Origin of the sequence: Pelagibius sp. Alg239-R121 (assembly GCF_947331435.1) — a bacterium.
GTDB lineage: Bacteria > Pseudomonadota > Alphaproteobacteria > Kiloniellales > Kiloniellaceae > Denitrobaculum.
Genome location: NZ_CAMZOF010000005.1, coordinates 378,507 through 404,571 on the forward strand (window position 1 = coordinate 378,507; position 26,065 = coordinate 404,571).

28 protein-coding genes are annotated in these 26,065 nt (G+C 57.3%); 19 read left to right on the plus strand and 9 right to left on the minus strand.

What is annotated here, in order from left to right; all coding sequences use genetic code 11:
• Positions 1-11: 11 nt before the first annotated feature.
• Both QMZ18_RS18100 and QMZ18_RS18105 read right to left on the minus strand, forming a co-directional pair.
• Positions 12-1,220 carry an MFS transporter gene (locus tag QMZ18_RS18100; RefSeq protein WP_282607732.1) on the minus strand — a complete coding sequence of 403 codons (1,209 nt, stop codon included), beginning with the start codon at positions 1,218-1,220 and terminating at the stop codon, positions 12-14.
• A 27-nt stretch (positions 1,221-1,247) separates the two neighbouring features.
• Complete coding sequence (locus QMZ18_RS18105) at positions 1,248-1,823, minus strand: GNAT family N-acetyltransferase (protein WP_282607733.1); 576 nt, start codon at positions 1,821-1,823, stop codon at positions 1,248-1,250.
• A 131-nt stretch (positions 1,824-1,954) separates the two neighbouring features.
• Between QMZ18_RS18105 and QMZ18_RS18110 the strand changes: the two genes are divergently transcribed.
• Positions 1,955-2,869 carry a LysR family transcriptional regulator gene (locus QMZ18_RS18110; protein WP_282607734.1) on the plus strand — a complete coding sequence of 305 codons (915 nt, stop codon included), beginning with the start codon at positions 1,955-1,957 and terminating at the stop codon, positions 2,867-2,869.
• Between the two features lie 6 nt (positions 2,870-2,875).
• On the opposite strand, the gene QMZ18_RS18115 is transcribed toward QMZ18_RS18110, so the two are convergent.
• The gene (locus QMZ18_RS18115; protein WP_282607735.1) at positions 2,876-3,589 is read right to left on the minus strand and encodes a type 1 glutamine amidotransferase; all 714 of its coding nucleotides are present in this window, start codon (positions 3,587-3,589) and stop codon (positions 2,876-2,878) included.
• A gap of 221 nt (positions 3,590-3,810) precedes the next feature.
• Between QMZ18_RS18115 and QMZ18_RS18120 the strand changes: the two genes are divergently transcribed.
• The 9 genes from QMZ18_RS18120 to QMZ18_RS18160 all read left to right on the plus strand — a co-directional run bounded on the left by QMZ18_RS18120 (position 3,811) and on the right by QMZ18_RS18160 (position 13,096).
• Positions 3,811-4,419, plus strand: a complete 609-nt coding sequence (locus QMZ18_RS18120) for a LysE family translocator (RefSeq protein WP_282607736.1) — start codon at positions 3,811-3,813, stop codon at positions 4,417-4,419.
• Positions 4,420-4,785: 366 nt separating this feature from the next.
• Entirely contained in the window at positions 4,786-5,202 is a 417-nt protein-coding gene (locus QMZ18_RS18125; RefSeq protein ID WP_282607737.1) for an MAPEG family protein, read from the plus strand.
• 164 nt (positions 5,203-5,366) lie between these two features.
• The gene (locus QMZ18_RS18130; RefSeq protein WP_282607738.1) at positions 5,367-5,828 is read left to right on the plus strand and encodes a regulator; all 462 of its coding nucleotides are present in this window, start codon (positions 5,367-5,369) and stop codon (positions 5,826-5,828) included.
• A gap of 95 nt (positions 5,829-5,923) precedes the next feature.
• Positions 5,924-6,559 (plus strand): LysE family translocator, encoded by a 636-nt coding sequence (locus QMZ18_RS18135; RefSeq protein ID WP_282607739.1) that lies wholly within the window; start codon positions 5,924-5,926, stop codon positions 6,557-6,559.
• Between the two features lie 188 nt (positions 6,560-6,747).
• On the plus strand, positions 6,748-7,347 hold the full coding sequence (locus QMZ18_RS18140) for a hypothetical protein (RefSeq protein ID WP_282607740.1): 600 nt from the start codon (positions 6,748-6,750) through the stop codon (positions 7,345-7,347).
• A 53-nt stretch (positions 7,348-7,400) separates the two neighbouring features.
• Positions 7,401-8,405 carry an ornithine cyclodeaminase family protein gene (locus tag QMZ18_RS18145; protein WP_282607741.1) on the plus strand — a complete coding sequence of 335 codons (1,005 nt, stop codon included), beginning with the start codon at positions 7,401-7,403 and terminating at the stop codon, positions 8,403-8,405.
• A gap of 144 nt (positions 8,406-8,549) precedes the next feature.
• Positions 8,550-9,566, plus strand: coding sequence for an aldo/keto reductase (locus QMZ18_RS18150; RefSeq protein ID WP_282607742.1), 1,017 nt, complete (start codon positions 8,550-8,552; stop codon positions 9,564-9,566).
• A gap of 836 nt (positions 9,567-10,402) precedes the next feature.
• Entirely contained in the window at positions 10,403-11,101 is a 699-nt protein-coding gene (locus QMZ18_RS18155; protein ID WP_282607743.1) for a metallophosphoesterase, read from the plus strand.
• 237 nt (positions 11,102-11,338) lie between these two features.
• Positions 11,339-13,096: an adenylate/guanylate cyclase domain-containing protein gene (locus QMZ18_RS18160; RefSeq protein ID WP_282607744.1), complete on the plus strand. Its 1,758-nt coding sequence runs from the start codon at positions 11,339-11,341 to the stop codon at positions 13,094-13,096.
• A 72-nt stretch (positions 13,097-13,168) separates the two neighbouring features.
• Here QMZ18_RS18160 and QMZ18_RS18165 read toward each other — a convergent pair whose 3' ends face one another.
• A complete protein-coding gene (locus QMZ18_RS18165; protein ID WP_282607745.1) occupies positions 13,169-13,597 on the minus strand; it encodes a hypothetical protein in 429 nt (142 codons plus the stop codon).
• Positions 13,598-13,735: 138 nt separating this feature from the next.
• On the opposite strand from QMZ18_RS18165, the gene QMZ18_RS18170 reads away from it, so the two are divergent.
• Positions 13,736-14,521 carry a helix-turn-helix transcriptional regulator gene (locus tag QMZ18_RS18170; RefSeq protein ID WP_282607746.1) on the plus strand — a complete coding sequence of 262 codons (786 nt, stop codon included), beginning with the start codon at positions 13,736-13,738 and terminating at the stop codon, positions 14,519-14,521.
• Positions 14,522-14,547: 26 nt separating this feature from the next.
• On the opposite strand, the gene QMZ18_RS18175 is transcribed toward QMZ18_RS18170, so the two are convergent.
• Positions 14,548-14,850, minus strand: a complete 303-nt coding sequence (locus QMZ18_RS18175; protein WP_282607747.1) for an AzlD family protein — start codon at positions 14,848-14,850, stop codon at positions 14,548-14,550.
• Positions 14,840-15,544 (minus strand): AzlC family ABC transporter permease, encoded by a 705-nt coding sequence (locus tag QMZ18_RS18180; RefSeq protein WP_282607748.1) that lies wholly within the window; start codon positions 15,542-15,544, stop codon positions 14,840-14,842. Before QMZ18_RS18180 ends, QMZ18_RS18175 begins: the two co-directional genes overlap by 11 nt.
• An 85-nt stretch (positions 15,545-15,629) precedes the next feature.
• On the opposite strand from QMZ18_RS18180, the gene QMZ18_RS18185 reads away from it, so the two are divergent.
• On the plus strand, positions 15,630-16,193 hold the full coding sequence (locus QMZ18_RS18185; RefSeq protein ID WP_282607749.1) for a CGNR zinc finger domain-containing protein: 564 nt from the start codon (positions 15,630-15,632) through the stop codon (positions 16,191-16,193).
• 175 nt (positions 16,194-16,368) lie between these two features.
• On the opposite strand, the gene QMZ18_RS18190 is transcribed toward QMZ18_RS18185, so the two are convergent.
• Complete coding sequence (locus QMZ18_RS18190) at positions 16,369-17,691, minus strand: winged helix-turn-helix domain-containing protein (RefSeq protein ID WP_282607750.1); 1,323 nt, start codon at positions 17,689-17,691, stop codon at positions 16,369-16,371.
• Between the two features lie 192 nt (positions 17,692-17,883).
• On the opposite strand from QMZ18_RS18190, the gene QMZ18_RS18195 reads away from it, so the two are divergent.
• The 3 genes from QMZ18_RS18195 to QMZ18_RS18205 all read left to right on the plus strand — a co-directional run bounded on the left by QMZ18_RS18195 (position 17,884) and on the right by QMZ18_RS18205 (position 20,012).
• A complete protein-coding gene (locus tag QMZ18_RS18195) occupies positions 17,884-18,255 on the plus strand; it encodes a hypothetical protein (RefSeq protein WP_282607751.1) in 372 nt (123 codons plus the stop codon).
• Positions 18,256-18,332: 77 nt separating this feature from the next.
• Positions 18,333-18,779: a VOC family protein gene (locus tag QMZ18_RS18200; RefSeq protein WP_282607752.1), complete on the plus strand. Its 447-nt coding sequence runs from the start codon at positions 18,333-18,335 to the stop codon at positions 18,777-18,779.
• A 282-nt stretch (positions 18,780-19,061) separates the two neighbouring features.
• Positions 19,062-20,012 (plus strand): hypothetical protein, encoded by a 951-nt coding sequence (locus QMZ18_RS18205; RefSeq protein WP_282607753.1) that lies wholly within the window; start codon positions 19,062-19,064, stop codon positions 20,010-20,012.
• Positions 20,013-20,081: 69 nt separating this feature from the next.
• Here the strand turns inward: QMZ18_RS18205 and QMZ18_RS18210 are convergent, their stop codons facing one another.
• Complete coding sequence (locus QMZ18_RS18210) at positions 20,082-20,534, minus strand: helix-turn-helix domain-containing protein (RefSeq protein WP_282607754.1); 453 nt, start codon at positions 20,532-20,534, stop codon at positions 20,082-20,084.
• A gap of 1,104 nt (positions 20,535-21,638) precedes the next feature.
• On the opposite strand from QMZ18_RS18210, the gene QMZ18_RS18215 reads away from it, so the two are divergent.
• Both QMZ18_RS18215 and QMZ18_RS18220 read left to right on the plus strand, forming a co-directional pair.
• Positions 21,639-23,165, plus strand: coding sequence for a catalase (locus tag QMZ18_RS18215; RefSeq protein ID WP_282607755.1), 1,527 nt, complete (start codon positions 21,639-21,641; stop codon positions 23,163-23,165).
• Between the two features lie 106 nt (positions 23,166-23,271).
• On the plus strand, positions 23,272-23,844 hold the full coding sequence (locus QMZ18_RS18220; protein WP_282607756.1) for an ankyrin repeat domain-containing protein: 573 nt from the start codon (positions 23,272-23,274) through the stop codon (positions 23,842-23,844).
• Between the two features lie 101 nt (positions 23,845-23,945).
• Here the strand turns inward: QMZ18_RS18220 and QMZ18_RS18225 are convergent, their stop codons facing one another.
• A complete protein-coding gene (locus QMZ18_RS18225) occupies positions 23,946-24,398 on the minus strand; it encodes a hypothetical protein (RefSeq protein ID WP_282607757.1) in 453 nt (150 codons plus the stop codon).
• 328 nt (positions 24,399-24,726) lie between these two features.
• Between QMZ18_RS18225 and QMZ18_RS18230 the strand changes: the two genes are divergently transcribed.
• Both QMZ18_RS18230 and QMZ18_RS18235 read left to right on the plus strand, forming a co-directional pair.
• Positions 24,727-25,164, plus strand: a complete 438-nt coding sequence (locus QMZ18_RS18230; protein ID WP_282607758.1) for a hypothetical protein — start codon at positions 24,727-24,729, stop codon at positions 25,162-25,164.
• Positions 25,157-25,987 carry an RNA polymerase sigma factor gene (locus tag QMZ18_RS18235; protein WP_282607759.1) on the plus strand — a complete coding sequence of 277 codons (831 nt, stop codon included), beginning with the start codon at positions 25,157-25,159 and terminating at the stop codon, positions 25,985-25,987. The genes QMZ18_RS18230 and QMZ18_RS18235 overlap by 8 nt, the downstream gene beginning before the upstream one ends.
• Positions 25,988-26,065 lie beyond the last annotated feature (78 nt).

Genomic DNA, 26,065 nt, shown 5'->3' on the forward strand with positions numbered 1-26,065 from the left:
GAGGCATGTTCTTACGCTGCCCGGACGCGGGCCCGGGACCGAAACAGGCCGTTCAGGATAAGTGCGGCGGTCAGGGCCGTGGCCGCGAGCACGATGGAAAGGTAGAGCGCACCCTGGCTGCCGAAACGTGTCATCACATGGGCGTAGGTGATGGGAGCGGCGGCGGCCAGTAAGAAACTCGGAACCAGCAGCCATCCCACTACGGCGCCGTACAGGCGCTGCTCGAACAGCACGAGTGGCAGGGTCCCGCGTGTGATGGTCGCGAGACCGTTTCCTGCACCATAGAAAAAGCAAAGTGCGGCGGCGGACACCAGAAACTGGCTGCCAAAGAAGCCGGCGATAAAGCTGACGGGCAAGAGAGACGTGGCTGCGAGATTGAGAGAGAGGGGATCAAGCCTGCGCCCAAAGAGCACTTCACAGAGCCGCGCCGAAGACTGTCCAGCCCCTCGGAGAGCCGCAACCCAAACGGCTGCCGAAGCCGTCAGGCCGAGACCGGTCAGCAGACCGATCATATGAGCGGACAGGCCCGAACTCAGAACAGTGAGCGCTGCCATCATCACACCATAGAGGCCGGCTGCAAGCAGTGGGCGTTGCCGGGGCGTTAAGTGTTGAGAGAGCAGGAGTTCCGCCCGGTCCTGGACTTTCGGACTGTGTCTGCAGTCGTTCCGTCGATGCCTTGGCAGGGCCAGATGCAGCGGCAGGGTCATCAGGGCGAGCGCAGCATAGATCATCATACCGCCGCGCCACCCGAACAGCTCGGCAAGGAAGGCACCCAAGGGCCAGAAGATCGTCGAGGCCAATCCGCCGAGCAGGGTGATCTGGGCGATTGGTTGCTTGGCGCTCAGCCCGCCGATCCGCGCGAGCGCCGCGAAAGCCGCATCGTACAGGGTCAGCCGCATGGCAAAGCCGAGACAAAGCCATGCGCCGAAGTAAGAAGGAAGGCTTTCAGCCAGCGCCAGCGCACCGCAGCCGACCGCAGTCAGGATCGATCCGGCGGTCATAACCTTGCGGCCGCCGTGGCGGTCGATCAGCTTGCCGGTCATGGGGGAGGCCAGCCCCATTGTGACGATGGCCGCCGAAAGCCCGCCATAGACGAGCGCTTCGCTCCATCCGAGGTCGGCCACAATCAGCGGACCGAAGACCGCGATGAGGTAGTAGGAAACACCCCAGCAGATGAGCTGGGACAGTCCGAGACATAGGACGGTTCTTCGGGTGATCACGGTTTTGCAATCCGGAACAGCGCGGGATCAGGCCTGCGGCATCGGTGGCCTGCTGCCGCCCGCGCCCAGTTCTCGCTGCATCAGGACGGTATCGAGCCAGCGTCCGTGTTTGAAGCCGACGGCCCGCAGCGTACCGATCAGCCGGAAATCCAGGCTGTGATGCAGACCGATCGATCCGGCGTTACCGCTGTCGCCGATGATCGCGAGCATCTGCCGCCAGGGCCCTGTCTCGCAGCGCGCGACCAATTCCCGAAGCAACGCTTTGCCGATGCCGCGGCCGGCGAAGCCCTCGGCGATGTAAACGCTGTTCTCGATGGTGTGGCGATAGGCCGGGCGCGGCCGGTAGGGGGAGGCATAGCTGTAGCCAACCACCCGGCCGTCGATTTCGGCGGACAAATAGGGCAGGCCCAGCCGCAGGATGACGGCCCTGCGCTGCCCGAGTTCTGCGGTATCGGGCGGGGTTTCTTCAAAGCTCGCGAGGCCGGTCAGGACGTGGTGGGCGTAGATTCCCTGGATTGCGGGCATATCGCTCTCCGCCGAGTTCCGAACGCAGAGACTGTCGGGGGCGGTCTTGAAGTAATTGAGGGGTGTCGGGGCTGTCATAACGCGGGCTTCCAATCTGTCGGGCTGGATCACCAGGTAACCGATTGCTGTTGTGAGACCGTCACTCTGCCGCTAATTGTACTATACATAAAGCTTTGGAAAACTATCCAAACCATAAGGAAAACTTTGGTATGCGCGGATTGAATCTTGATCATCTCAGCGCCTTCGTCGAGGTCATCGAACTTGGCAGTTTTTCGGCGGTGGCGGAGCGCTTGAACCTATCGCAGCCGGCAATCAGCCTGCAGATCCGGCAACTCGAAAAGCGTCTGGGCGTTCGTTTGATAGAGCGGGTCGGGCGCCGGGCCATGCCGACGGCGGCGGGCAGCGAGCTCCTGGCCCATGCCCGAGCGATCGATGCCACGGTGACAACTGCGCTCAACGATATCGCCCGCTATTCGACCGGTACGATCGGGCGGGTCCGCCTGGGGACCGGTGCCAGCGCCTGCATCTATCTGCTGCCGCCAATTCTGCGTGGGCTGCGCCAACGCTTTCCATCGCTGGAGATCACGGTCAGTACCGGAAATACGGCGGATATCCTAAAATCCGTGGAGGAGAATAGGATCGACATCGGCTTCGTGACTCTCCCGGCGACAGGACGGATGCTTGAGGTGACGCCGGTCCTGGAAGACGAGTTCGTTGCCATTGCACCGGCCGAGCAGAAGGGGTTTCCGCAGAAAGTGACGGCTGCTGCGCTCGCCAAACTCCCGGTCCTACTCTACGAACCAGGCGGGAACACCCGACGCATCGTCGATAAATGGTTCGCACGCAGCGGCGTTGAACTAAAGCCGGTGATGGCGCTGGGCAGCGTTGAGGCCATCAAGGAACTGGTCGCAGCCGGTCTGGGCTGCGCCGTACTGCCGCGCATGGCGGTTGAGAGCCGACAAAGCGGCACGGCGCCGCTCGTGGTCCGGTCTCTGTCCCCCAGGCTTCATCGAAAGCTTGCGGTGGCGGTTCGGCTCGACAAACCTCTGCATCTCGGTCTGCGTGAGATGGTGTCGGCCCTTAAAGCCCTGGCCCCCGACAAGCCGTCTGCAGGAAGTGTGTGACGCGCGTTATGAAATCGCGGTCATGAAGTTGCGGTAGAGTTTTTCGGCGTTGCCGACGAAGCCGGTCATATTGGCATCTGCTTCGTCTTTAAGCTTCTCCAACGCACCAGCCCCTAACGTCGATTCTAAGGCGCTGCGATACGCCGGGATCGCCCCCCAGTTAGTAACGGTATCAGGCTCGACTTCGACGTGATATTGCATCGACCAGGCGTTCTGCCCGATCCGCATAGCCTGGACCCGGCAGACGTCGGAGCCAGCCAGAACGACGGCACCCTCCGGCGGCTGGGCCACTTGCACCGAGTGCCACTGCAGGGCCTTTTGACTTGCCGGCATGCCCGCGAACAGGGGATCGGCAAGACCTTCCGCCGTGAGTACAACCTCCAGCACACCGATTTCCGGGACGGGCTGCGGGCCACAGGTGCCGCCCAGAGCGTCGGCCAGCAACTGATGCCCAAGGCAGAGCCCGAGGTAGGGTTTCTTCAGATCGCGCACCCAACGTCGGATGGCCTGTTTTTCCGCGACCAGCCAGGGATTTTGCTCTACGTCCCAGACGTCCATGGGGCCGCCCATGACCCAGAGCACGTCGTAGTCCTCCAGTGGCGGAATGGCTTCCCCTTCGTCCAGTTCGACCGCCGTCCAGTCGATGCCGTCCTGCTTAAGGTATTCGCGCAGCTGGCCGGGATGCTCGCAGTCGATGTGTTGAAAGACGAGAAGGCGCATGAAGAAATCCTCGCAGGGAATGTCAATAATGATATCGAGTCGAAATCGAATGCCATTCTTTCATGCCTGCCCGGCCGGGTCGACATCCACTTGCGGCAAAGCTGCCATACCAATCTCGCGTACCTCAAGAGGAGACTCCGCCCGTAGGATGATCTGATATGTGTCCTGATGGCTGATTAAGTTTTGGACACGGGCAGGCAATATGAAAAGGGATGGACGCTATGATTGAGGGCTTTGTGTCATTGGCATTGCTGTGGCTGATTGCCGCGATGACGCCTGGTCCGAATTTCTTTGCGGTGATTCATACTGCCGTCGAAAAAGGCCGTAGTGCTGCCGTGGCCGCCGTCCTGGGGACAGTCGCGGGCACCGTGGCCTGGGCCTTGGCGGGCTTTTTTGGCCTGCAGGCACTTTTCACCGTCTTTCCCTCTGCTGCGACCGCAATCAAGCTGATTGGTGGTGCCTACCTGATCTGGGTCGGAATCGGACTCTGGCGCAGTGCGCATAAACCAGGCGCCGGCGTGCAGCCGGTTGAGGGTGGCGTTGGCCGGGCCTTTCTTTTTGGCCTCTCGACGAATCTTGCGAATCCGAAGACGGCCGCCTTTGCCGCCTCTATCTTCGCCGTGGCGCTGCCCGCAGACGCTTCAGTCGGCCTGTCGCTCCTTGCCGTGGTTCTGGTTTGCGCCATCTCTCTGGTCTGGTACACGATCGTTGCCGTGGTAGGTTCGACCGCGCCTTTTCAACGGACTTATGCCCGGGTGCGCCGTGTTCTCATGCGGGCGACCGGAGTGATTTTTGCGGGTTACGGCACGCGCCTCATGCTGCAGCAATAATGTTGCTGTCCAGAGCCTGATCGCTTTTTGCAGTGTTGGTGAAAAGCGGGGATTGCTCTCTGGTGGCCCCGAGCCCAACGAAAGGCGCGCCGGCATCCAAGCGTACGATAGCCCTGCGCGTTAAGAAGGGCATCGACTTGAAGGGAATGACGAGGCCGCTGGCGACGCATATGTTTTTGCCGACTGCATTCCGGCAGTTGAGCCGGGCATAGGCCTGCAATTCCGAGGGTAAATTATGTTCCCTTTCCGATTAGATGCCGGGCGATCTTATGATGGCCGGAAGGGCATGCGAAACGAGACCTGTGCTTTCTCGGGCTTTCTACCATATTCTTGTTTCCGGAGTTAAAGCAGCGTCGGGAAGCGGATATGTCGGAAGCGGGCACCTCAATCACTATTACGGCATTCTATGCGTCCCTTGCCGCATTTCTATTGGTCCTTCTTTCGATCCGCGTCATCCGCGCGCGGCGGTCGCAGAAGGTGGCGATCGGAGACGGTGAGGATCTTCTTCTGCGCCGGGCTATGCGGGTGCAGGCCAACTTCACCGAATACACACCCCTGGCACTCTTGCTGATCGGATTTGCCGAACTACAGGGCGCGCCGGCCTGGAACGTTCATCTGTTGGGGGCGATCCTGATTGCGGCACGGGCGGTACATGCTTTCGGTGTGGGGCAGGAGGCGGAGAATCTACGCTTTCGCGTGGTCGGCATGGCGGCCACTTTTTTCGTGTTGATCTCCGGGGCGATCGTGAATCTGGGGTTTGCGGTCCACGCTTGGTTGCTTTGACCACTGATACCGGCGACTGGCCGGCCCGCCTGAATTGCTGCGACAGTCGGGATGGCTGAGACCATTGACCAATTTACCCAGGGTAGTGAAGCGATGTTTAATCTCGTCGTGAGGTCAATCATTCATCCTCTAGGCGTTACACCCTGAATTTCAGGAGAGAGCCCATGTCAACTTCCGCTGCCGCCGATTATTCCTCTTACGGTTTTGATGACAGCAACATCACCTGGTTCCCTCTCGGCGACTTCAAGCATTTCGTCTTTGCCGTGCTCGATGTCGACAACGATCGCCGGATCGTCGATGCAATTCTAAAGTACGAGCCCAACCAGAAAATTTTCATGCACCGGCATATCCAGCACACCAACACCATGGTCCTGCAGGGTGAGCATCGTTTCTACGAGCCGGACGGGACCTTAAAGGATGTGCGCCCAGTGGGCCGCTATACCTCGACTCCTGCTGACCCGGACCCACATACCGAAGGCGGCGGTGCGGACGGCGCTATCGTGCTTTACAGCATCCGCGCGGATGGCGATCTGCTGTTCGAGATCCTCGATGAGAATCTGGAGGTGGCAGGGACCCTGACCATGCAGGATCTGAATGGCGCCTTTGAGATGCAGAAGAACGCCTGAGAGAATTGTTCAGGCAAGAGTTTCGCTCAATTGTAATGCTGCCCTGCTTATGATCTCATGACGGCTGTCATGCAGTCAGAGGTAGAGTATCCGCCATGGGTGAAATTGTTGTTCTGATCTCGGTTTTTGCGATCTTCATTCCGGCACTTATGCTGCCGGGGCCAGATTTTGTGGCCGTGGTCCGATCGTCCATGACCAAGGGAACCACGGCAGGCCTTCTGACCACGCTGGGCGTTTCCATCGGGCTCGGTCTCTACGCTTCTCTCAGCCTGCTGGGGCTCTCGGCGATCCTGGTCGAATATCAATGGCTGGCCTGGACGGTGCGGGTTCTGGGCGGCTGCTATCTGATCTACCTCGGCATCCGGCTGATCTTCGCCAAACCGCAACTGGTCAACGTGAACGGCGCGACCGCCGGTAAGCCGCACGGTAATCCACTGCTGTTTGGTTTTCTGGTGACACTGACGAACCCCAAGGCGGTGGTGCTCTTTACCAGCGTCTTCGCGACGGCCGTCACCGAGGCCACGCCGCTCTGGCTGATGGGTCTGATGATCGCACTGGTCGTGACGGCGTCGCTGATCTGGTACGCGATCGTCAGCCTCTTCATGTCGTCGTCACCGGTGATCAAACGCTTTCGCAACGCCCAGCATTGGATTGAGCGCGCCGCTGGTGTTTGCTTCGTTGCCATCGGCGGCCGCATCTTGGCGGACAGCCGGAACCCGGTGACACCATAGCAATCCTTACCATCCGATGTGAGTGCGATCGTGAAACCAGCGGTATTTTGATGAACCATACGGCGGCTCAAATTCTCGGCATCCTGGACGACTGTTGCGGTCAGTTCACCTTTCCGATGCTCGACAATGGTTATGTCTATCTGGCTGCAACCCGTCTCTCGTTGCTTCGTTCCGAGCTGGATTGGGCAATGACCATTGAAATTTTTGGTTTCTCTCCTCGCTCCGGGATTCCGGATACGCAAATCTACAGCTTTTCGAGCAAACTAAGCGGTCGACGTACGGCCAATGACTTTGTTCGGCACGATGCTTACGATCGCTTTTTGGCCGTTAATCCTTTTAACGAATCTCACGTCATATTCCCTGTTGACGAAGGAGACTGGCAAGATTTAGATGATCCTGAATTCGTCTCCAAAAACGGTGCCACTGTACCCTTACGTGGGCGGGCCGTTCCTTTGCCGGGAAAAAGTGCATATGCCGATGCCGGAATTCGGTTGGAGCAGCCGCGGGTTCAGACTTTCGAATTGTGCCGGTTTCTTGCCCATCATCACCGAGATTACGTTCTCGCGCGCCCGGAGGAGTGCCGTCACCATTTAGATCCAGCGCTCAATCTGATTCTGACCTTGGAAGAATGGCATCATCCAGATGTTGCGGATGAGAGCTTGCCGAGCGAGTCTCCCACCTTCCAACAATTGGCCCAGGTAGTGGAAACGGGCGATTTAAAGGCCTACAACCCGAGCCAGCCGCCCAACACTCATTGGTCCTTCTGGCCCGACGGCGGTACCCTTTAGGAATCCACCGCTTGGGGTTCCGACTATATGATCCATGAACTGAAAGGATCCTGATGCCCGATATCGACATCACCTATATCAATGGCCCTGACGTCAAGGCGCTGGCGTTGACCGACGCAGAGATCATTGCGGCGGTGGAGGAGGCGCTGCGGGCACAGGGCGAAGGGGAGACGGTCATCGAGCCGCGTGTGCATCTGGTGCCGGAATCCTCCGACAAGGGGCACTTCAACGTGCTGCGCGGTTACGTCAAGCCGTTGGGGGTTGCCGGGGTGAAGGTCGTGGGCGATTTCGTCGACAACTATAAACAGGGCCTGCCGTCGGAGATGGCGATCCTGAACCTCTTCGATCCGGAAAACGGAATGCCCAAGGCCGTTATCGACGCCAGTGCCATTACGGACATGCGCACCGGTGCCATGACCGCGATCGGTGCCAAATACCTGGCGCGCAAGGACAGTAAGATCCTGGGGCACATCGGGGCACGCGGCACGGCCTATTGGAACGTGCGCCTGATGGACCATCTCTTCGACTTCGATGAGATCCGGGTGCATTCGCGCCGGCCCGAGAGCAGGGAGGCTTTCGGTGCACGCCTGGAGGCGGACCTGGGCAAGCCCGTGCGCGTGACCGATAACTGGCAGGATTGTCTCGAAGGCGCGGACATCATGGTCGAGGCCTCCCGCCTGCCGGAGCCACAGCCGTTGTTCCTGACTGAATGGGTGAAGAAGGGGGCTTTCGTCGTGCCTTATGGCACCATGAGCGCCATCGAGTTCTCGCTCACCGATATCATGGACAAGGTGGTGGTCGACGATTGGGGTCAATGCAAGCCGGGCCGGCCCTTTGGGTCACTCCGGCGTCATGTAGACGAAGGCAAGGTCACCGAGGAAAACCTGCACGCCGAGATGGGGCAGATCGTTGCGGGTAGGAAATCCGGCAGGGAAAGCGATGAGGAAACCATCCTCTTCTGGCACCGCGGCCTGAGCTCGTCCGATATCGCGCTTGGCTGGGCTATGATGGCCAAGGCGAAGAAGCTCGGCATCGGGCAGACACTGAAGTTCGCGTGAGTTCTGACGCCTGCTAAGCCTTTCAATTTTGAAACGGTTTTTTCGACTTCGGTTCTTTTTGAATCAAGAAATTCCGCAGATCCTAGCAAAAGAACGTTGGATTCAGCCCTATGACTGAAGTTCGCTTTTTTGAAAGGAAACGGAATGAGACAGGTACTTTCAGAGCGCCGTATCGGTAAATCCGGCCCGAAAGTCGGCCCTATGGGGATCGGCACCTGGGCGATCGGCGGTCCCTTTTTCAGCGGTGAAGCTTGCCGCTATCCCACCGGTGCGCCGCTCGGCTACGGCGCGGTCGATGATGCGGAATCTATCCGTGCTCTACACTGCGCCGTCGATCTGGGTGCGAAGCTGTTCGACACGGCCGATGCCTATGGCGCCGGCCACGGCGAGCGTATTCTGGGAGAGGCCCTGAAGGATAAAAGAGGCCAGGTCTTCATCGCCACCAAGTTTGGCAATACCTATGACGAAACGACGAAGGAGCTTACGGGCCTCGATGTTTCGCCCGCCTATATTCGCAAAGCCTGCGAAGCTTCGTTGAAACGCCTGCAGACTGACTGGATCGATCTTTATCAGCTTCATGCCGGGGACTTGCCGTTGGATCAGGCGGAAGCGGTCGCCGATGCCCTTGATGCGCTTTGCGATGACGGTCTGATCCGATCCTTCGCCTGGAGCACTGACGACCCGGAACGAGCAGCGATCTTTTGCAAACGCGACCGTGTTCCTGCCGTCCAGTTCGATCTGAATGTTTTTTCCGATGCGCCGGGAATGATCGAGGCCTGTGAGTCGTACAACTGTGCGGGTTTGACCCGGGTGCCCCTGGCCATGGGGTTCCTCAGCGGAAAGTTTACCAGCGGCAGCCGGCTTTCATCGACCGACATCCGCGCCACACCACCGGCGTGGCTGCCCTATTTCGAAACAGGAGGCGGTGCGAAGGCGGAATGGGGCGAACGGCTGGAGGTGATCCGGGAGATCCTGACCAGCAAAGGACGCACGCCGGCGCAGGGTGCTCTGGCCTGGATCTGGGCCCGCAGCGAACGGACGATCGCTATACCCGGCGTCCGCACGGTCGCGCAGGTCGAGGAGAACCTGGGTGCTGCGGAATTCGGACCCTTGACGGACGCGGACATGGGAGAGATTGAGCTGCTTCTTGAAAGAGGTTGAGAAAATTTAGTTTCCTTCATTCGCTGATGACTGGCCGAGCGAAGTCAGTAGTGGTCCGCTTCCTCTCTGAAGCGGACCTTCAGCCCGGCAAGGTTTGCAGCGCTCCAGGTCGCGAAGATTGAAGCCGAAAGCAATGCCGTGCCAATCAAACCCTGGACATCATTCCGATAGAAAAGTGTCGCGATCAAGAGAGTGGCGAGGCCAGACGGAATTGTTGCTGCAACGACTGTGCTAAACCACTTTCGAAGATATACCGCGGGGATAAACAGGAACTGAATTGTGACGAGAGTGAAAACAATCACAATTATTATAAAAAATGCGCTGGATCGGGCGGCGATATCGTCGATACAACCCGTCGTTAAACACCAGAAGCCCGGCTAGGCAGTTTGAAACGAATGCGACCGCTGTGAAAGCCTGGAATGTTCGTCTGACTTCTCTCGCGGTTTGGAACATTTCGACCAATTCTTCTCTGTGACTTATCTTGTTGTTCGTGACTTTGGGTCGTCAATTCCGCAAGACTGACGAAAATACCTTCATCACTCTGCTTTGATCTCGTCACAAAGGTGACAACATCTCCCCGCAGGAATTCAGGCCGGTCACACGGCCCTGAGTTGAGTCCACCACACTAGGGCCGTGTGGCGAGGTTAGGGCATGAATTCGATTCGTAACAGCTGGAAGGTGCAAAGTTGGTGTCCCACTCTTTGTTCAGTCATCTAAGACCACGGTCGCCGTTCACGAACCGGAGCGGAGCTAAGGGGTGGTTGACTGTTCTTTCTCACGCTCAAGCACACCAACGGACAGAGGCCACCCTCTCACCGCCGGGCTGGGAGGCGCGGATGGCTCCCCTGAGAGCAGCGGTGCTGGCCGATCCGCATCTGGGCAGTCACACGAACGACATTGCACGCTTCGAAAAGATCGTTGCTGAAGTCAATGATTGGCAGCCGGATATCGTGCTGCTGTTGGGTGATTTCATAAACACCCAGATTTTCGGTCGCGGTCATATCCCGCCCGATGTGATTGCACATGTCCTGGGCCCGCTGAAGGCCCGGCTGGGAACCTACGCGATCCTTGGAAACCATGACTGGATCTACGACGGCCGCGCCGTCTGGCGGGCACTTGAAGCTGTAGGTATTACGGTACTGGAAAACGACAGCCTGGAGATCAAGGATCAGACTGGTGATTTCTGGCTCGTTGGACTGGCAGATGATCAAACCCGTCGTCCCGAAGCCAGAAAGACCCTGGAACCTATACCTGATGCCGCGCTGAAACTGGTCATGGCGCATGATCCGGCGACCTTTGCCGATATACCGACCGGCCCAAACCTCACGCTCTGTGGCCATACCCATGGAGGACAGGTGCGGCTGCCGTTTGTTGGCCCCCTGGTCAATTCCAGCCGGGCACCGCTTCGCTGGACCTCAGGCCACGTTGTTGAAGATGGACGACATCTTTTCGTGTCGCGCGGCCTCGGCACCAGCGGGATACCTCTGCGTTTCAACTGCCCACCCGAGGTCTGCTTTCTGTCTATCGGAGGATAATACCAAGGGGCGTTATCAACGCTCCTTAGTGTAAGTCCGCCGCGGCTGTAAAACCTCGGCGGGTCCGACGACCGATTCGTTTCGCTTTTTCAGGCGGAGAGATTCGCGAAAACCACGAACGCGCCGAAACAGCGCTACCGTTGGTGGGCGCTGCAGAGGAAAGACCGTTGAATCCGATCTTTTCACATAGATTCCACAGCATTACACCGCTATCTTCCCGCATAGGGGAGAAATGGGATGGAACGTCGCTTAGCCGCGATTCTAGCCGCCGACATGGTCGGATACAGCCGCCTGATGGCAGCCGACGAAGCGGGGACCATCAGGCGTCAAAAAGCACTTCGCGAAACTGTCATCGATCCGAAGATCGCGCAGTTCGGCGGCCGTATCGTCAAGACGACCGGTGACGGCGTGCTCGTCGAATTCGGCAGCGTGGTGGACGCGGTGCAATGTGCTGCCGATGTCCAGGCGGTGGTGGTGGCACAAGAGGCCGAGGTGCCCGATGACCTGCGGATCAGCTATCGTATCGGCATCAATCTGGGCGACATCGTCGTCGATGGCGATGACATTCTGGGAGACGGGGTCAACGTCGCCGCCCGGTTGGAAAGCGTATCGGCGCCCGGCGGCATCTGCGTCTCCGACATGGTTTATCAAAGCCTGCTGAAGAAAGTCGATCTTGGCTTTACCGATTTGGGCGAGCTGGCGCTGAAAAACATCGATCGTAAAATCCGGGCCTGGCAATGGTCGACAGACCGTTCGGGGGCCGATGCCATGCTCCAGACGGCGCGAAAGGTCGCCCTGCGCTCCTCGGTCGATAAACCCTCAGTAGCAATCCTGCCCTTCGACAACATGTCGGGTGGGAGCGGCGATGACTTTTTTGCCGACGGCCTGGCCGAAGACATCATCACGGAACTGGCCCGCGAACCGGATCTTTACGTAATCGCGCGGAATTCCAGCTTCGTCTACAAGGACAAGGTTAAGAACATCAAGGATGTCGGGCGCGAACTGGGAGCGCGCTATGTGCTTGAAGGCAGCGTGCGGCGCGCTGGCAACCGCGTCCGGCTGACTGCCCAACTGATTGATGCCGAGACGAACCGCCACATCTGGGCGGAACGCTACGACCGCAGCCTCGAAGATGTCTTCGAAGTTCAAGACGAATTGACCGGAGCCATCTACAGCACGCTGCTGACAAAGCTGATGGGGTTGGGACTTGAGCAGTCGGTGCGCCAGAAGCCGGCAGATATGGATGCTTACAGCCATTCTCTGCGGGCCTTCGGATTGATGTACCGTTTGACGCGCGCCGACATCGATGCGGCGGAGGAATCGGCCAAGGCCGCCCTTGCCGCCGATCCTCACTATGCCCGTGGGCATGTGGCGATGGCCTGGGCGCATATTCACCGGGTGTTTCTCGGCCAGCAAGCGGATCCCCTGGGGCGGTTGAAACAGGCGCGGGCGGAAGCGCAGAAAGCCATTGAGACTGACCGGAACGACTATTGGAGCTTCGGCGCGCTTGGCGGCGCGGAACTCTGGCTGGGAAATCATGACCGCGCTCTAACGGCGCTGGAGCGCGCCGTAGCGCTAGGTCCGAATTCCGCCGATATGCGCGCGCTCTATGCCGTGGTGATGAATTTCCTGGATCGCCCTGAAGAAGGCCTGGCGAACATCGAACTGGCGGTCCGCCTCAATCCGCACCACCCTGACTGGTACCTGCTGCCCTGGAGCCGTTCTCTCTATCTTCTAGGGCGCCATGGCGAGACTCTTCCGCTGCTCCGAAGGCTGATCGATTCCGGTGTCGAAACGCTGCCGGGCTATTTGCAGATGATCGCCAACTATTCGGCGCTTGGACTTACCGATGAGGCGCGTCAGGTCGTACCGGCGCTGTTGGAAGTCAATCCGAGTTTCTCGCTCGCACATGTGCCGCGTTACACGCCCTTCAAAAATCCGCAAGATCTTGATCGCTTTGTCGGCTTGTTGCGAGAGGCCGGCTTGCCGGAATGAATTAAAAAAGGCGGGAAGCGGGCTGCCTCGTATATGCCCAGTTCCCGCCTGAATCTGTCCTTTCGCAATCCTTCAGCCGTGCGCCGGTCTTGCGGTCCGCCAGAGCGGAACGACATAAAGCAACAGAAAGCCGATGTTGAAGACGGCGTTCAGAGGAGCGCCTGCTACGACGGAACCGAGACTGTCGAAGACGAACCAGGTGCCGATACTGGTCAGAATGAGGCTGCGGGCAAGATCTGGATCCCGCGGGAAAAGGCGCGCCGTAATCTGCCAGAGCAATAGGCCCCATCCCATCAGCATACCGCCGGAAATCGCGAAGAGCAGGTGGACTTCCGGTCGTGCCGCGCTTTGCTGACCGTCGAGCGGCCAAAAGATCAGGTCGAGCAGAAACGCTGTCGATGCCGAGGTTGCCGGGATTGCGGCCGACACCATTGCGATACCAAAAACGATCACGATGGCTGACGCAATCTTAAGCCGGTTCATTGTTTTCTCGTGGGGCATTAGCTGATCTCCCGTATTGTCTGGAATGATCGGAGCATGCCGCCGTGCCGGATTACTCTCAATTACCTCGGAGGTAAGTGTTTTGCCTGCGCTTGTGCGTATGATGACGCAACGGCTTCCCAGCAATGATGGTTTAGTATGGACAAGAACTTCGGAGTCATGTTGAAGGACTGGCGCAACCAGCGGCGCATGAGCCAGCTTGCACTCGGCCTGACCGCCAATGTCTCGGCCAGGCATATTTCCTTTCTGGAAACCGGGAGGGCAAAGCCAAGCCGCTCGATGGTCCTGCAGCTCTGTGAAGTTTTGCAGGCGCCGCGGTCGACGCGCAATTCGCTTTTAAATGCAGCGGGTCTGGCACCGGCCTATCGGCAGCGGGAGTTGGACGAAGCCGAAATGACACAGGTGCGCGCAGCCGTCGATTGGACCCTGGAGCGTCATAACCCCTATCCGGCCATGGCGCTCGATCGGCATTGGACGCTGGTCAAGGTGAACGATTCGGCGCGCTTTCTGCTAGGTGCAATCGATCTGGCGGAGGGAGACAGCCTGCTCTCAGTCTTGACAGATATCGAGAAGATGAAAGCCATGTTCGAAAACTGGCAGGAAGTCGCGGCGCATATGATGATCCGTCTCAAGACAGAGAGCAGTCATTTCGGCGGCGACGAGGTTTTAGATGCAGCTTCCCGTCGCTTGGCCAGGGGTCTCGGTGATGAGCTACCGGGACTTCGAGGGGTGTTGCCGGCCGTTGTTCCCGCACGCTATCTGGCAAGTGAGGGAACACTATCGCTCTTTTCGACCATCGCACAGTTCGGTACCGCCGAAGATATTGCACTGGCCGAGTTGAAAATCGAGCTGATGTTTCCGGCCGACGAAACGACGCGGCTGGCCTTGCTCCATATCGCGGATGCCATCAAAGCTGTGAGCTGACAATCGCAAAGGGGCCTATTCGAAGTTCACACCAGCCAATTCCAGGCGGCAGCGACAACCATGCCCGCGGTCACGGCGGCGATGGAACTGCGCGTGACCGCCATGACGGCTGCTGCCACAAGGGTCGCAGTGTTTTCGCGAAATCCGCTTTGGGCTACGGCAGAGGCGACAATAGCAACCATCACCGAGACCGCCATGGATTTCAGAAAGGCTTCGATCCGGGGCGTGATGCGGATCAGGGTCATCAACTCCGCCCCGGCGATCCGTGTGCCGTAGGTCACAGCGGCCATGAGGAAAATGGTGAGATAGGCGTTGGCTTCAGCGCTCATGCCAAAGGACTCCTGCTATACCGCCTGCGACGGCGGCAAGAACGATGTTCCATCCCGGTGGCAGCAAGGTGAGGCCCAGGACTGCAACGGCCGCCGCGACGATCGAAGGCAAAATATCCTTGAGGCCTTCCCACTGCCCGACCGCAATGGACGTAAAGAAGGCAACCATTACGACATCGATCCCAAAGCGCCCTAAATCTCCGAGGTTGGCGCCGGCGATGACACCGATAGCGGTGCCGATAACCCAAAAAGTGCAGAGCGCCAGTCCGCCCCCGGCAAGCCTGCCTATATCCCGCTCGTCGCGGCGAAGGGCGCTATAGCTGTCCGCGAAGTTCACGTCGCTGAGGACGGAAAGAGCAAGCAGGCGTTTTGGGCGAGGCAAACGATTGAGCCAGGGCGCCAGTGTTGCGCCCATGAGGATAAGCCGCGTGCCGACCGCGAGGACCGTCAGCAGCAGGGAAATCGCCGGCAGCGGTCCTTCCCAGAAGTCCAGAGCGGCAAACTGTGCCGCTGCTGAAAAGACAGAAAGGCTCATGACGATTGACTGATCGGACGTAACACCGCGCTCGATGGCGGCGGTGCCGAAGGCAATGCCGAAAGGAATCGTGAAAAGCGAAATCGGCCCGAGGCCCTTTGCGCCCTTCATCACGCCGGCCATCGTCAACTGGACCTTGGGGGTCTCAGCATTAAGCATCGATTCAATCCGATATAACTGGTATAGTGGTTAGATTACTTTGTTGGGCAATGAGCGTCAACCGGAACACAGGTTAGAATTTTTCATGAGCTATCGTTCCACTCCCGTCAGGCTTATAGGCGGCCGCCTCTGCCTGGATTTCCTGAACACTGCCGACTGGTCGGCCGAAGGAGAGGTGCTTCACGAAAAGCTGAGTGATGTCCAGGATCTCTCGACCTGGTGCCGGGCGGTTGATTTGGGCAGTCAAAGCGGTCCCAAGGCACTGTCTACGACGGAAACAATCCTTATGTTCAGGGGATGCCTGCGCCGAGTTTTCCTGGCGGCCATGACGGGTGAAAAGCCAAAGAAGAAGGACCTGGCCCACCTGAACCGGGTGCTCAAGAGCGGCGCAGACGAGACGCCGCTGGCAACGCGTCAGGGTAAGCTATCTTTCAGTAAAAACACATCGCTTGAGCAGATCCTCGCGCTGTCCGCGGTCGGCGTCCTGACGGCGCAGCAGGAACTTGCGCGGATTAAAATCTGCCCATCTGCAGATTGCGGCTGGCTGTTTCTGGACGAGAGCAAGAACAGGCGCCGGCGCTGGTGTTCAATGGAGACCTGCGGTAACCGCGCGAAGGCGCGCAGGCACTATCAGCGGCAATCCGGCTAAGTTCAATGCGCAGTTGGAGGGTCAATTGCCAGGACGTTAGGCATTTTACGTTTAAACGGACTCAAAATGCGCCGCCTCTCAATCAGCAAGCTGCTGATCCCGCCCGGCGACCCTGGCGCAAGTTCTGAGGCTCAGCGATTCCAGAAAAACGCAATCCACTCTGGATCAGCGGCCTCTAACTCGAGCGAACTTCGGCAGCGTCTTTCAAAGCTGCCGCGAGATCCCCGCGATTGCGAATTTCGATCCGCTCCAGACCAAGCCAGTGAGCCATGGACTGTAGTTCCCGGTACAGCGCGCTTGCGACTGCGCCTTGTTTGGCGCCCTTTTCCGCGTGACTCGCCTGAACCTTCAGACAGCCTGACTGCCGGTCGGCCTTCAGGTCGACCCGCGCCACCAGCTGGTTGCCAAGCAGGAAGGGCAGTACATAATAGCCGTGACGGCGCTTGTGCTCCGGCGTGTAGATCTCCAGACGGTAGCGGAAGCCGAACAGCCGCTCGGTGCGCGGACGGTCCCAGACAAGGGAGTCAAATGGCGACAGCAGGGCGCGGCTATGGATGCGCCGGGGAAGGGTGTCCAAGTCGGTGAAAGATGGGTCAAGGAAGGCAGGCTGATCCCAGCCCTCGATCGTAACCGGAATCAGGTCGCCCGCTTCGGCGAGTTCGGCGACCCGCTGTTTGGAATCGACTGCGCTGAGGCGGAAATAATCACGCAGGTCAGGTTCGCTGGCGACGCCCAGGGCTCGGGATGCGATCCGAAGCAGGCCGCGTTGGGCTTCGTCCTGGCTGGGTGTCGGGGCTGCAGCGACGTGATCAGGCAAGACGCGCTCCGGCAGATCGTAGAGCCGTTCGAAGTTCTGCCGTCCGGCAGCCGTGACCTGACCGGTCCAGAACAGCCACTCCATCACCTGCTTGCAGTCATCCCAACCCCACCAGGCGCGATCGCGTTTTTGACCGTTCTGCAGTTTTTTCTCGTCGAGATCGGAAACCTTGATCGGCCCTCGATCCGTGACCTGTTTCAAAATGGATGTGATCTGGTCCGGGTTGGCACGGGCATACTCGGCAATGCGTTTCCAAACCCCGTCCCCATTGTAGGCACGCTCCATGCGCCATCGCAGAAGCGGTTGGACATCGAAAGGGAGCAGCGAAGCTTCATGTGCCCAGTATTCGAACAGGCGGCGGTTCTTTTTCGCCGCGCCAGGCTTTTCCGGCGCGAAAGCGGCTTTGTCGAGGATGTCCGTTGCGTAGGGACCCAGTCTGGAAAAAAGCGGCAAGTAGTGTGCCCGTGCCAGTACGTTGACGGAATCGATCTGCAGCAGGCCGACCTTGTCGAGAACCAAATCCAGATGCCGTCGGTCGTGCCGTTTGCGTTTGGGCTCTGCAGGCGCGAAGCCTTGAGCAGTCAAGGCGATACGTCGGGCTTCCTTGTTGGAAAGCGAGGCGGCATTAGAGAACGGAGCTGCTGCCACTGCGGAATGATCGTTGGAGGGGGGATTGGACATGGGCCTGCACAAATTTCGAATCGAAGCGACATTAAGGATCGCGCCTCGGCCTCCTGTTTGGCAAGATGATCTGATTCGGGGCGTGGATTGGGCGTTCACCCTGTCATGCAAGTTGGATACGGCGGTTTGAAGGGAATTCAGCGAATGCAGCTTGGAAATGCACGAAGCCGAACTGTAAGAAGCTGGTTTGTGATGACCGGGATGCTTCTCGCGGTTGCCTGCGTGCTGTCGGGTACGTCAGGCTGGGCCGTGGAAGAACGCAGGCTTGAGGCTGCTGAGATTACGGCATTGTTGACGGGGCAGACCGCACTTGGCGAGAACCGGGGACGAGACACGCGACAGTATTTCGATGCTTCGGGGCGGACCGACTATGTCGAGCGTGGCGGTCAGGTGGATCCCGGTAAATGGCGGGTCGATGATGCCAAGAACCAGTATTGCTCACTCTGGGCGCGCGGTGGCTGGGCTTGTTATGACATCACAACCGATGGCACCCGTTACTACTGGGTCGGGGAAGGGTATCACTCACCCTTTTCCATGGTCGAAGGCCGCAAACTGAAGTTCTAGCCCATTCGGTCTTTTTGCAGGATCGATGGAGCCGGCGTTGGAGTGGCCGTGGTGTGGCCTGCGGCCAAGGGGGATTGATGAAAGCCAAGAAGGCCAAAAAGACGAAGTCGAAGAAAGACCCGGGGTCGCGAAGTGAAGCGGCACTTCCGGAGGCTCTTCTGGGTCCGGTCGCGGCGGTGCGGGTTTTTTCTCAGCGCTTTGATGAGGCTCTGAGTTTTTACCGGGATACTCTGAACTTTGCCCTGCTGCATGAAGGCGAGAGCGTTGCAGTGTTTGGGACCGGTAACTGCGACTTGGTTCTGGAGCACCTGGATCTGGGTGATCTTGAAGTCCGCAGCCTGACGGGGCGTTTCGTTGGTGTATCCTTCCTGGTTCCGGATGCCTTTCAAGCTTATGAGAGATTGCAGCAGCTCGGCGTGCGGTTCGAGGATCTGCCGGTTCGTCAGGATTGGGGCGGAACGACCGCTCATTTCTTTGATCCGGACGGCAATATCCTGACTCTGGTCAGCTATCCGAAGGGCTGACACGCTGACGGGGCGGCAGGAAGCCAATTCTGTTGTCCACCATCTTTTCAATTAAGTTGCTGTTCCAAATCAGTATTTCGATTTAACTTGTATTTTCATATTTTCCTTGTTAGGAAAATAACTATGGATAAGCTGGAAGGAAAGCCTTCTAATCCATGCCGCGCTTCCAGCTCGCTGGAGTCGGCAATGTCTGAAGAAAAAATGCGGTGTGTGATGAGAACCTATCTGTCTGTTGCCCTGTGCGATCGTTCAGGAATAGCTCTCTTGGAGACCTAGAAGTTCATGAAATCTGTTGTGTCTCTGCTGCAACCGAGAGCGCCAAAGTGGATCTATCTGATATATTTGATCGGAGCAGCGACGCTTACGGCGCGGGGCCTTCTCTTATCCGGTTTTGCAAACAGCTCCCTGCTTTATCTCGGTCTTCCCTTCGTCATTTCCCTGATGCTCCATCATTTCATCGGGTATTCGAAGAACCAGTCGGCTCTTGGCCGCTACCTGAACCATCTGCGAAATGCGACCGTCGTGATGCTTGGCTCCTCGGCCCTGCTTTTCGAGGGCTTTATTTGCGTCTTGATGTTCATGCCGATCTATTACCTAGCGATAACGATCGGGTTTGTGTACGCGGATTACAACGAGAGGCGGGACAGGCGGCGCAAATCCCGTGTGGGGGTCTATGCTGTTCCCCTGATTGTCATGGTTCTGTCGCTGGAGGGTGTTGTGCCGACGACATCCTTGCCGCGTTTGAATGCGGTGACGCATGTAGCCGTGGTTGAGACTGATATCCGCCAGCTGAAGGAAAACATGGCACGGCCGATCCGGTTCGACGCGCCACGCAACTGGTTTCTCTCCATCTTCCCGTTGCCGGTCGACATCAGGGCTGGGTCCCTGGCATCGGGTGACGTCCACGAACTGGACTTTGTCTATAAGCGCTGGTTTTTCACCAACCTCCATCGTGGCCGTTTGCGCCTGCTCATCGAGCATGTGGGAGAGCGCGACATACGCACCAGGGTCATCGAAAACACCAGCTATCTGGCCAACTATCTCGAAGTCCAGGGGACAGAGATCCGTTTTACCGATCTCGGCGAAGGACTCACGGAAATCGCTCTGACGATCAGTTACCGTCGTCTGCTGGATCCGGCCTGGTACTTCGGCCCCCTGCAGCGTTTTGCCATGGAAGAGAATGCGCGGTATTTCGTCGAGAATATCATCGCCCGGGAGCAGTTTGATGGCTGAACCTTCGGGTGTGCTGTTTCAAGTTCGTCCTTGAAACAATGAAAAACGGTGAGGATCTAAAAAAACGGGTTACTTCACCGAGGCGGCCGCGCGGACCAGTTGAAAGGTTGTTTCCTTCAGATCCTCATTCGCGATGCTGTTGAAGGCCTGGACGAGTCGGATTTCCTTCAGGGAAAGCGTGACCGGTGTCGACTGGTTACGGGAGATGGAATCATCCAGATTGTAAAAATACTTTATGTCGATGTTATAGAACTGCGCCACCTTGAGCAGGCGGCTGGCTGAAATTTTATTATATCCGGTTTCGTACTTCTGGAGTTGCTGAAAAGATATTCCGAGGTGTTCAGCGACGTCCTTTTGCGTCTTTTTGAACACCTGACGAATGTATTTCATCTGATGGCCAATGATGGCGTCCATCGATTTCATGTCGTGTGGGCCCGGGCAATATTTATCCATCAATACCTCTCGACAACGACTTTCCTCTGCACCGGCAGTGCAGGGGGTGTCGAAGCTCTTGGAGGCCATAGTCGATAGAGCTCCTGACCGAAGACAACTTAGGGATTCTACGTAGTTCAAACTCATGATAGAGAAAATTATCGCTTTATTTTTTGTATATTGATGCACTGTCTCTGGGGGATAGAGAAGGTGATGGAATTGTCTTTTCCCAATTGATCGGTCTAAGGACGCTTAGGCATCCTCGGCATCGACAGTGCGAAAGCCAACGAAACGACAGATACCTACCGCGAGGTGAGAAGTCGTTCGCTTGTCGATAGTTAGCGGGACCCAAGATCGGAACCATGAGAAGTCTGTGCCTTCGATCTTGGGAGGAGTGGCCGATTCCTTCCTGCCGCCATCTCCTGCGCGCGCCTATCTCGGCTGCTGTTGGAAAGCTGTCAGATCCTCCCGATCCGTGCATTAACGCTTCGCGTAGTTCTCACCTGAATTGAAATTGTGTTTTTGACGCGTTAACCCCCAAATTGCTTGTTCTGGTGCAGGTTCGGGTGCTTTCGGCGACCGTGAGGGCAAATCCGGCTGTTGTCGCTCACCTGTTCTTGTGTGAGAGGTTGCCGCAAAACGCTTCTCGCCGCACCTGCTTTCCAAATTGCTGCCGAGGTCACTCGCCACTGGCACGTGAGACAAACCGTCAGGTCGGATCGCAACATGAACAGCACCCATCAAGAGTAATTATAAAAGAATTTTCGCGTCATTCCTTTTCGATGAATCTATGTTTTCGACTCTGGCGTCGTGACGTTGTTCCTACAAAATCGGCTCCTTATGCAGCTCGTGGTCAGTAATAGAAATGGCGTTCCGGTCAACGACAATTCATCACATGGCATTGTGATTGCGGTCCATTTCTTTCAATACGATCACGGGATAGCGTGAAGAAAAAGCAACCAAAGAGTGTTATTTGGCCTTTAAACCCAGTGTGATCATCGCTGTGTTCACGGGAGGATATTTCTACTTACACTGGTTTCAATTATTAAAATGTATAGTTAATTATATTTTAAAAGTATTTATAATCAATAAACTGTGATATTGTTTAGAATTAGTCGAATTAAAGTAGACTCTACCAGTGATGGCGCATAACGTTGGCCGCTCCCCATAATCCCAACAGGAAATGGATGAGCCATGTTCGTCAAACAGATATCCAGATTACTCGCCGCAGGAATGCTGTTCGCAATGCCGGGGCAGGCCGGTGCCGAAGCCCTGCCCAACCTGACCCAGGACAGCGGCGCACCGATCGGCGACAACCAAAACTCCAAAACTGCCGGTGCGTTCGGTGGTGTGTTGCTCGAGGACTTTCATCTCATTGAGAAGCTGGCGCGCTTCGACCGGGAGCGGATTCCCGAGCGGGTTGTTCATGCGCGTGGTACCGGTGCTCATGGCGAATTCGTGGCCAGTCACGATTTTTCCCAATACACCAAAGCCTCGCTGTTTCAAACGGGCAAAACCACACCCGTCTTCGTGCGGTTTTCCACCGTGATTCACCCCAAGGGCTCTCCGGAAGCACTGCGGGATCCCCGCGGGTTTGCCACGAAGTTTTATACCGACGAAGGTAACTGGGATCTGGTAGGCAACAATCTGCCTGTCTTCTTTATCCGCGATGCGATCAAGTTTCCGGACATGGTGCATTCCTTGAAACCGTCTCCTGTCAGTAATGTTCAGGACCCCAATCGCTTCTTCGATTTCTTTTCGCACATCCCCGAGTCAACACACATGTTGACCCTGGTTTATTCGGATCTCGGAACGCCGGCATCCCTGCGTGAGATGGATGGACACGGCGTGCATGCTTTGAAGCTGGTTGACGCCGAGGGCAATTACGTCTTTGCCAAGTTCAAATGGAAAAGCCGACAGGGTGTTAAGACCCTGACTGCAGAAGAAGCTGCGGCGGCGGAGTTTAACTTCGCGACCAAGGACCTCTATCAAAACATTGCAGACGGAAATTTTCCCAAGTGGGATCTCTACGCCCAGATCCTCAAACCGGAAGACATTGAGAAGCTGGATTTCAATCCCTTTGACGCCACGAAGATCTGGCCAGGTGTTGAAGAGGTCAAACTGGGCACCATGACGCTCAACCGTGTGCCGGAGAACTTTTTCCAGGCAACCGAAATGTCCGCTTTTTCACCTGGTGTGATGGTCCCTGGCATCGAAGCTTCTCCCGACCGTCTTTTGCAGGGCCGTTTGTTCTCCTATTCCGATACGCAGCGCTATCGCATCGGCGCCAACTATCAGTCTCTCGCCATCAATGCACCCAAGCCGGACGTCAGAAACAACACGCAGGATGGCCGCCTGAACTTCGTTGCCAAGACTGGTGACGTCAACTATCAGCCTTCGCGCAAGCAGGGCGACAACGCCTATGCCGATAATAATGCAAAGCGCCAGAGCCGCTATGCACTGGCAGGCCTGACTCAGCAGCTGGCTATCAAAAAACCGCAACCCTTCAAACAGGCGGGCGAGGCTTATCGAGCCTTCACGGCCGCGCAGCAGGACAACCTGATTTCCAATCTAGCGGGTGATTTGAACCAGGTGACCAGTCAGGAGGTCAAGGAAGTGATGGTCAGCCATTTCTATGCCGCCGACCGCGAATTCGGCGAGCGGCTGGCAAAGGCCGTTGATGTGAATATTGAGAGGGTGAAGCAGGCCAGTCTCCAGTAGGGGCGACCTGAACCTTAACCGGGTCCGGAGAGCGGCGGTTCGGACCCGGCCATTTCTAATTTAACGCACCCCGGCACAGTCAAACCCTATCGAAAGGCACTTTGTCATGAAGCATTTCAAGGCAGTCCTCGCTGCAGTCTTCTTAGCGGCTTTCGTTTTGCCGATGGCGGTGAAAGCCGAAAACCAGTCCTTCACTCCCGAACAGATCTCGGCCATCTACTTCGACGCTGCACGGAGTGGCCGAAGCGATATTCTGACCGAACTTCTGGATGCAGGCGCCGATATGGAAGCCCGGAACGAAGCCGGTTACACGGCCTTCGTTCTTGCGGCTTATAACGGGCATATGGATACAGTCGAGTTTCTGTCTCAACGCGGGGCGGATGCCTGTTCTTCCGATCACCGGGGTAACACGGCCCAGATGGGAGCGGCTTTCAAGGGCGACGACAGGATGGCAGCACGTCTGCTGACCACTGGCTGCGACGTGAATGCCACAAATGCCTCGGGGCAGACGGCCCTGATGATGGCTGCTCTCTTTGGACGCAGCAAACAGGTCGACTTGCTGTTGGCAAAAGGCGCCGACCGCGCGATCCGGGATGCGGCCGGAAACACGGCGATCGGATTGGCTGAGCAGCAGGGAAACACACTGATGGTTGCTCGTTTGCAGCGAAGAGAAAAGTGAGTTGGCAGAGCGAGCCTGTTTCAACGGCTCATCGCCTTTAAACTAAACAAAGGTGGAGTTCTGTTGGCGCTTCGCTGGTAATCCGGATCAGTGTTCGCAGATCAGCGGATAAGACGGGAGATCCAGACCGGCCGGCGCGCAGCAAGGCCGAGTATACCTAGTCCCAACAGCAGGAGTGCCAGGCCGGAACCGCCGGCTATGCTGGCCGATCGGGGCGGCGGATAGGAGACAATCTTTGGTGCATAGAAATCGGCGAGAGTTCCGCAGAAAACCTCGCCGTTTCTTTCTTGCGCCAGCCAGCCCTGTTCCCTGGCGCAGGGATCACTGCTCTTTGGGCTGCGGTTTACACCGCTCCGTTCTGGAAGCGGTGCGTGAAATGCGACGGTGTGCCGGTTGGTGATTCTGCCGTGGCTGTCGCCGGCCGACAACGTGGATTCACTGCTCGTCTTGGTGCTGCCTAAATCCTGTATCAGGACGGCGCGCGCAGGCAAAGAGAAGCAGCCGGTGGTGAGGCCGATCAACAGGGCGGCGAAAATGAGGTGTGATCTCGACAATGGCGGGCCTTGGTAGAAGAAAGCAGAAACAAGGGCAGGGTGTCGGGGTGCGAAACCATGTCCTGCAAAACAGAAGCATTTTCCATTCCTGAGAAATAGTTGGGGATTCCACCTATCTCTCCTTTTTTGTGCAGCCACATATAGACTTAGTTTCGCCGTGCGCGCTCAATCGATCGCAATTTCGCGTTCGACGCCGATTCAGAACCCTGCGAGGAAATGACGTCGTTTCCGGGTGTATTTATTCGGTAAAACAATACGTTGGCGGAAATCTTCCCCGAGAGCGTCTAAAGATCACGAACGCAATCCAATCATCTGTGGGGAGCTTACAATGATCAATTACGCTAAGTCCGGCGCACTTTGTTTTATTCTCTGGGGGTTACTGCATGTTGTTGGCGGAGGTGCGGTTCTCATTGCGTTAAGTGGGTCCGTCGACGCGGGCTTCGCATTTTATAGCAGTTCCGAGAACGGCCATTCTGCCTTGGCCGGTGCGATCCTTGGTTGCCTGGCGTATGGTTTCGTCTGGGTCGGTGCCGTTGTGGTCTATGTCGGTGCCAGGCGAAACTGGAAAAACAGTGAGTCGGGACTCCTGCTGAACACGACGTTGGTGGGATTTACGGAAACGGGTTTGGTCTTTTTCCTGCTCTTGCCGGGGTTTGTGGGGTGGCTGGAAGCGATCGCGGGTATCCTTCTCTTCGTTGCGGCGGTTGTTTCGGGCGGCGTTGCCTGCAGAGATGTCCACCGAAAGACAGGAGACGGTCATGTCTGAGCAGGAGTTGGAAAAATCACTAGTTCAGAGAGCGAAAAGCGGCGATGCCGAAGCGTTCCAAGAGTTAGTCGGGCCCAGCAAATCACGCCTGTACAGCGTGGTCCAAAAGATGATTGGGCATCCGGAGGATACGGACGATGTTGTGCAGGAAGCCCTCGCTAAGGCATGGAATGGAATTGGTAGCTTTAAGGGGCAGGCGAGATTCTCCACTTGGGTGGTTTCGATTGCTTCCAGGGCAGCGGTCGATTTTCTCCGCGCACAAAAGAGATGGCGTGCGGAATCTCAGGTTGCCTATGCCAATCTTTGCGCAAACTCCGAAGATCTCAGTGGCGAGGTGATGGCGTCCTACGCTTCGCCGGAATTTTCCTACGAAGTTCGCGAACATATTGCCTATTGCTTCAGTTGCGTTGGCCGGTCTTTGCCACCTGATGAGCTGGCCGCTTTGGTATTGCGTGACGTTGTCGGTATGTCGGCGCGCGAGGCCGCTGCCGCGCTGGGGGTCTCTGATTCGGTTCTGCGCCATCGGTTAACGGCGGCCCGAAGCGTGATGCAGGAACAATACGAGGGCCTTTGCGCCCTGGTCAGCAAAAAGGGCATCTGCCACCAATGTAAAGGCTTGCAGATGATTGCGCCGGATGACGTAAAAGGCGGTCCTTTTCCCGACATTGCGGACTTTGCTGACCGCTGTGCCGTCGTGCGGGATTGCGGTACGACATCGATGCAGGAACTTCATAAGGTTTTTTGGCGCCGTACCAAGGAGATTGAGGACGTTGGGTTAGGCTCGACGGAACCGGACAGCGGTTGCGGAGAGGATACAGAATAAGAGGCTGGAGCCTGTGCGCTTTTCCCGATTTTGGGGAGAGCCGGAAATCAGGCGCAGTTGCCACAACGCAGGGGCTGG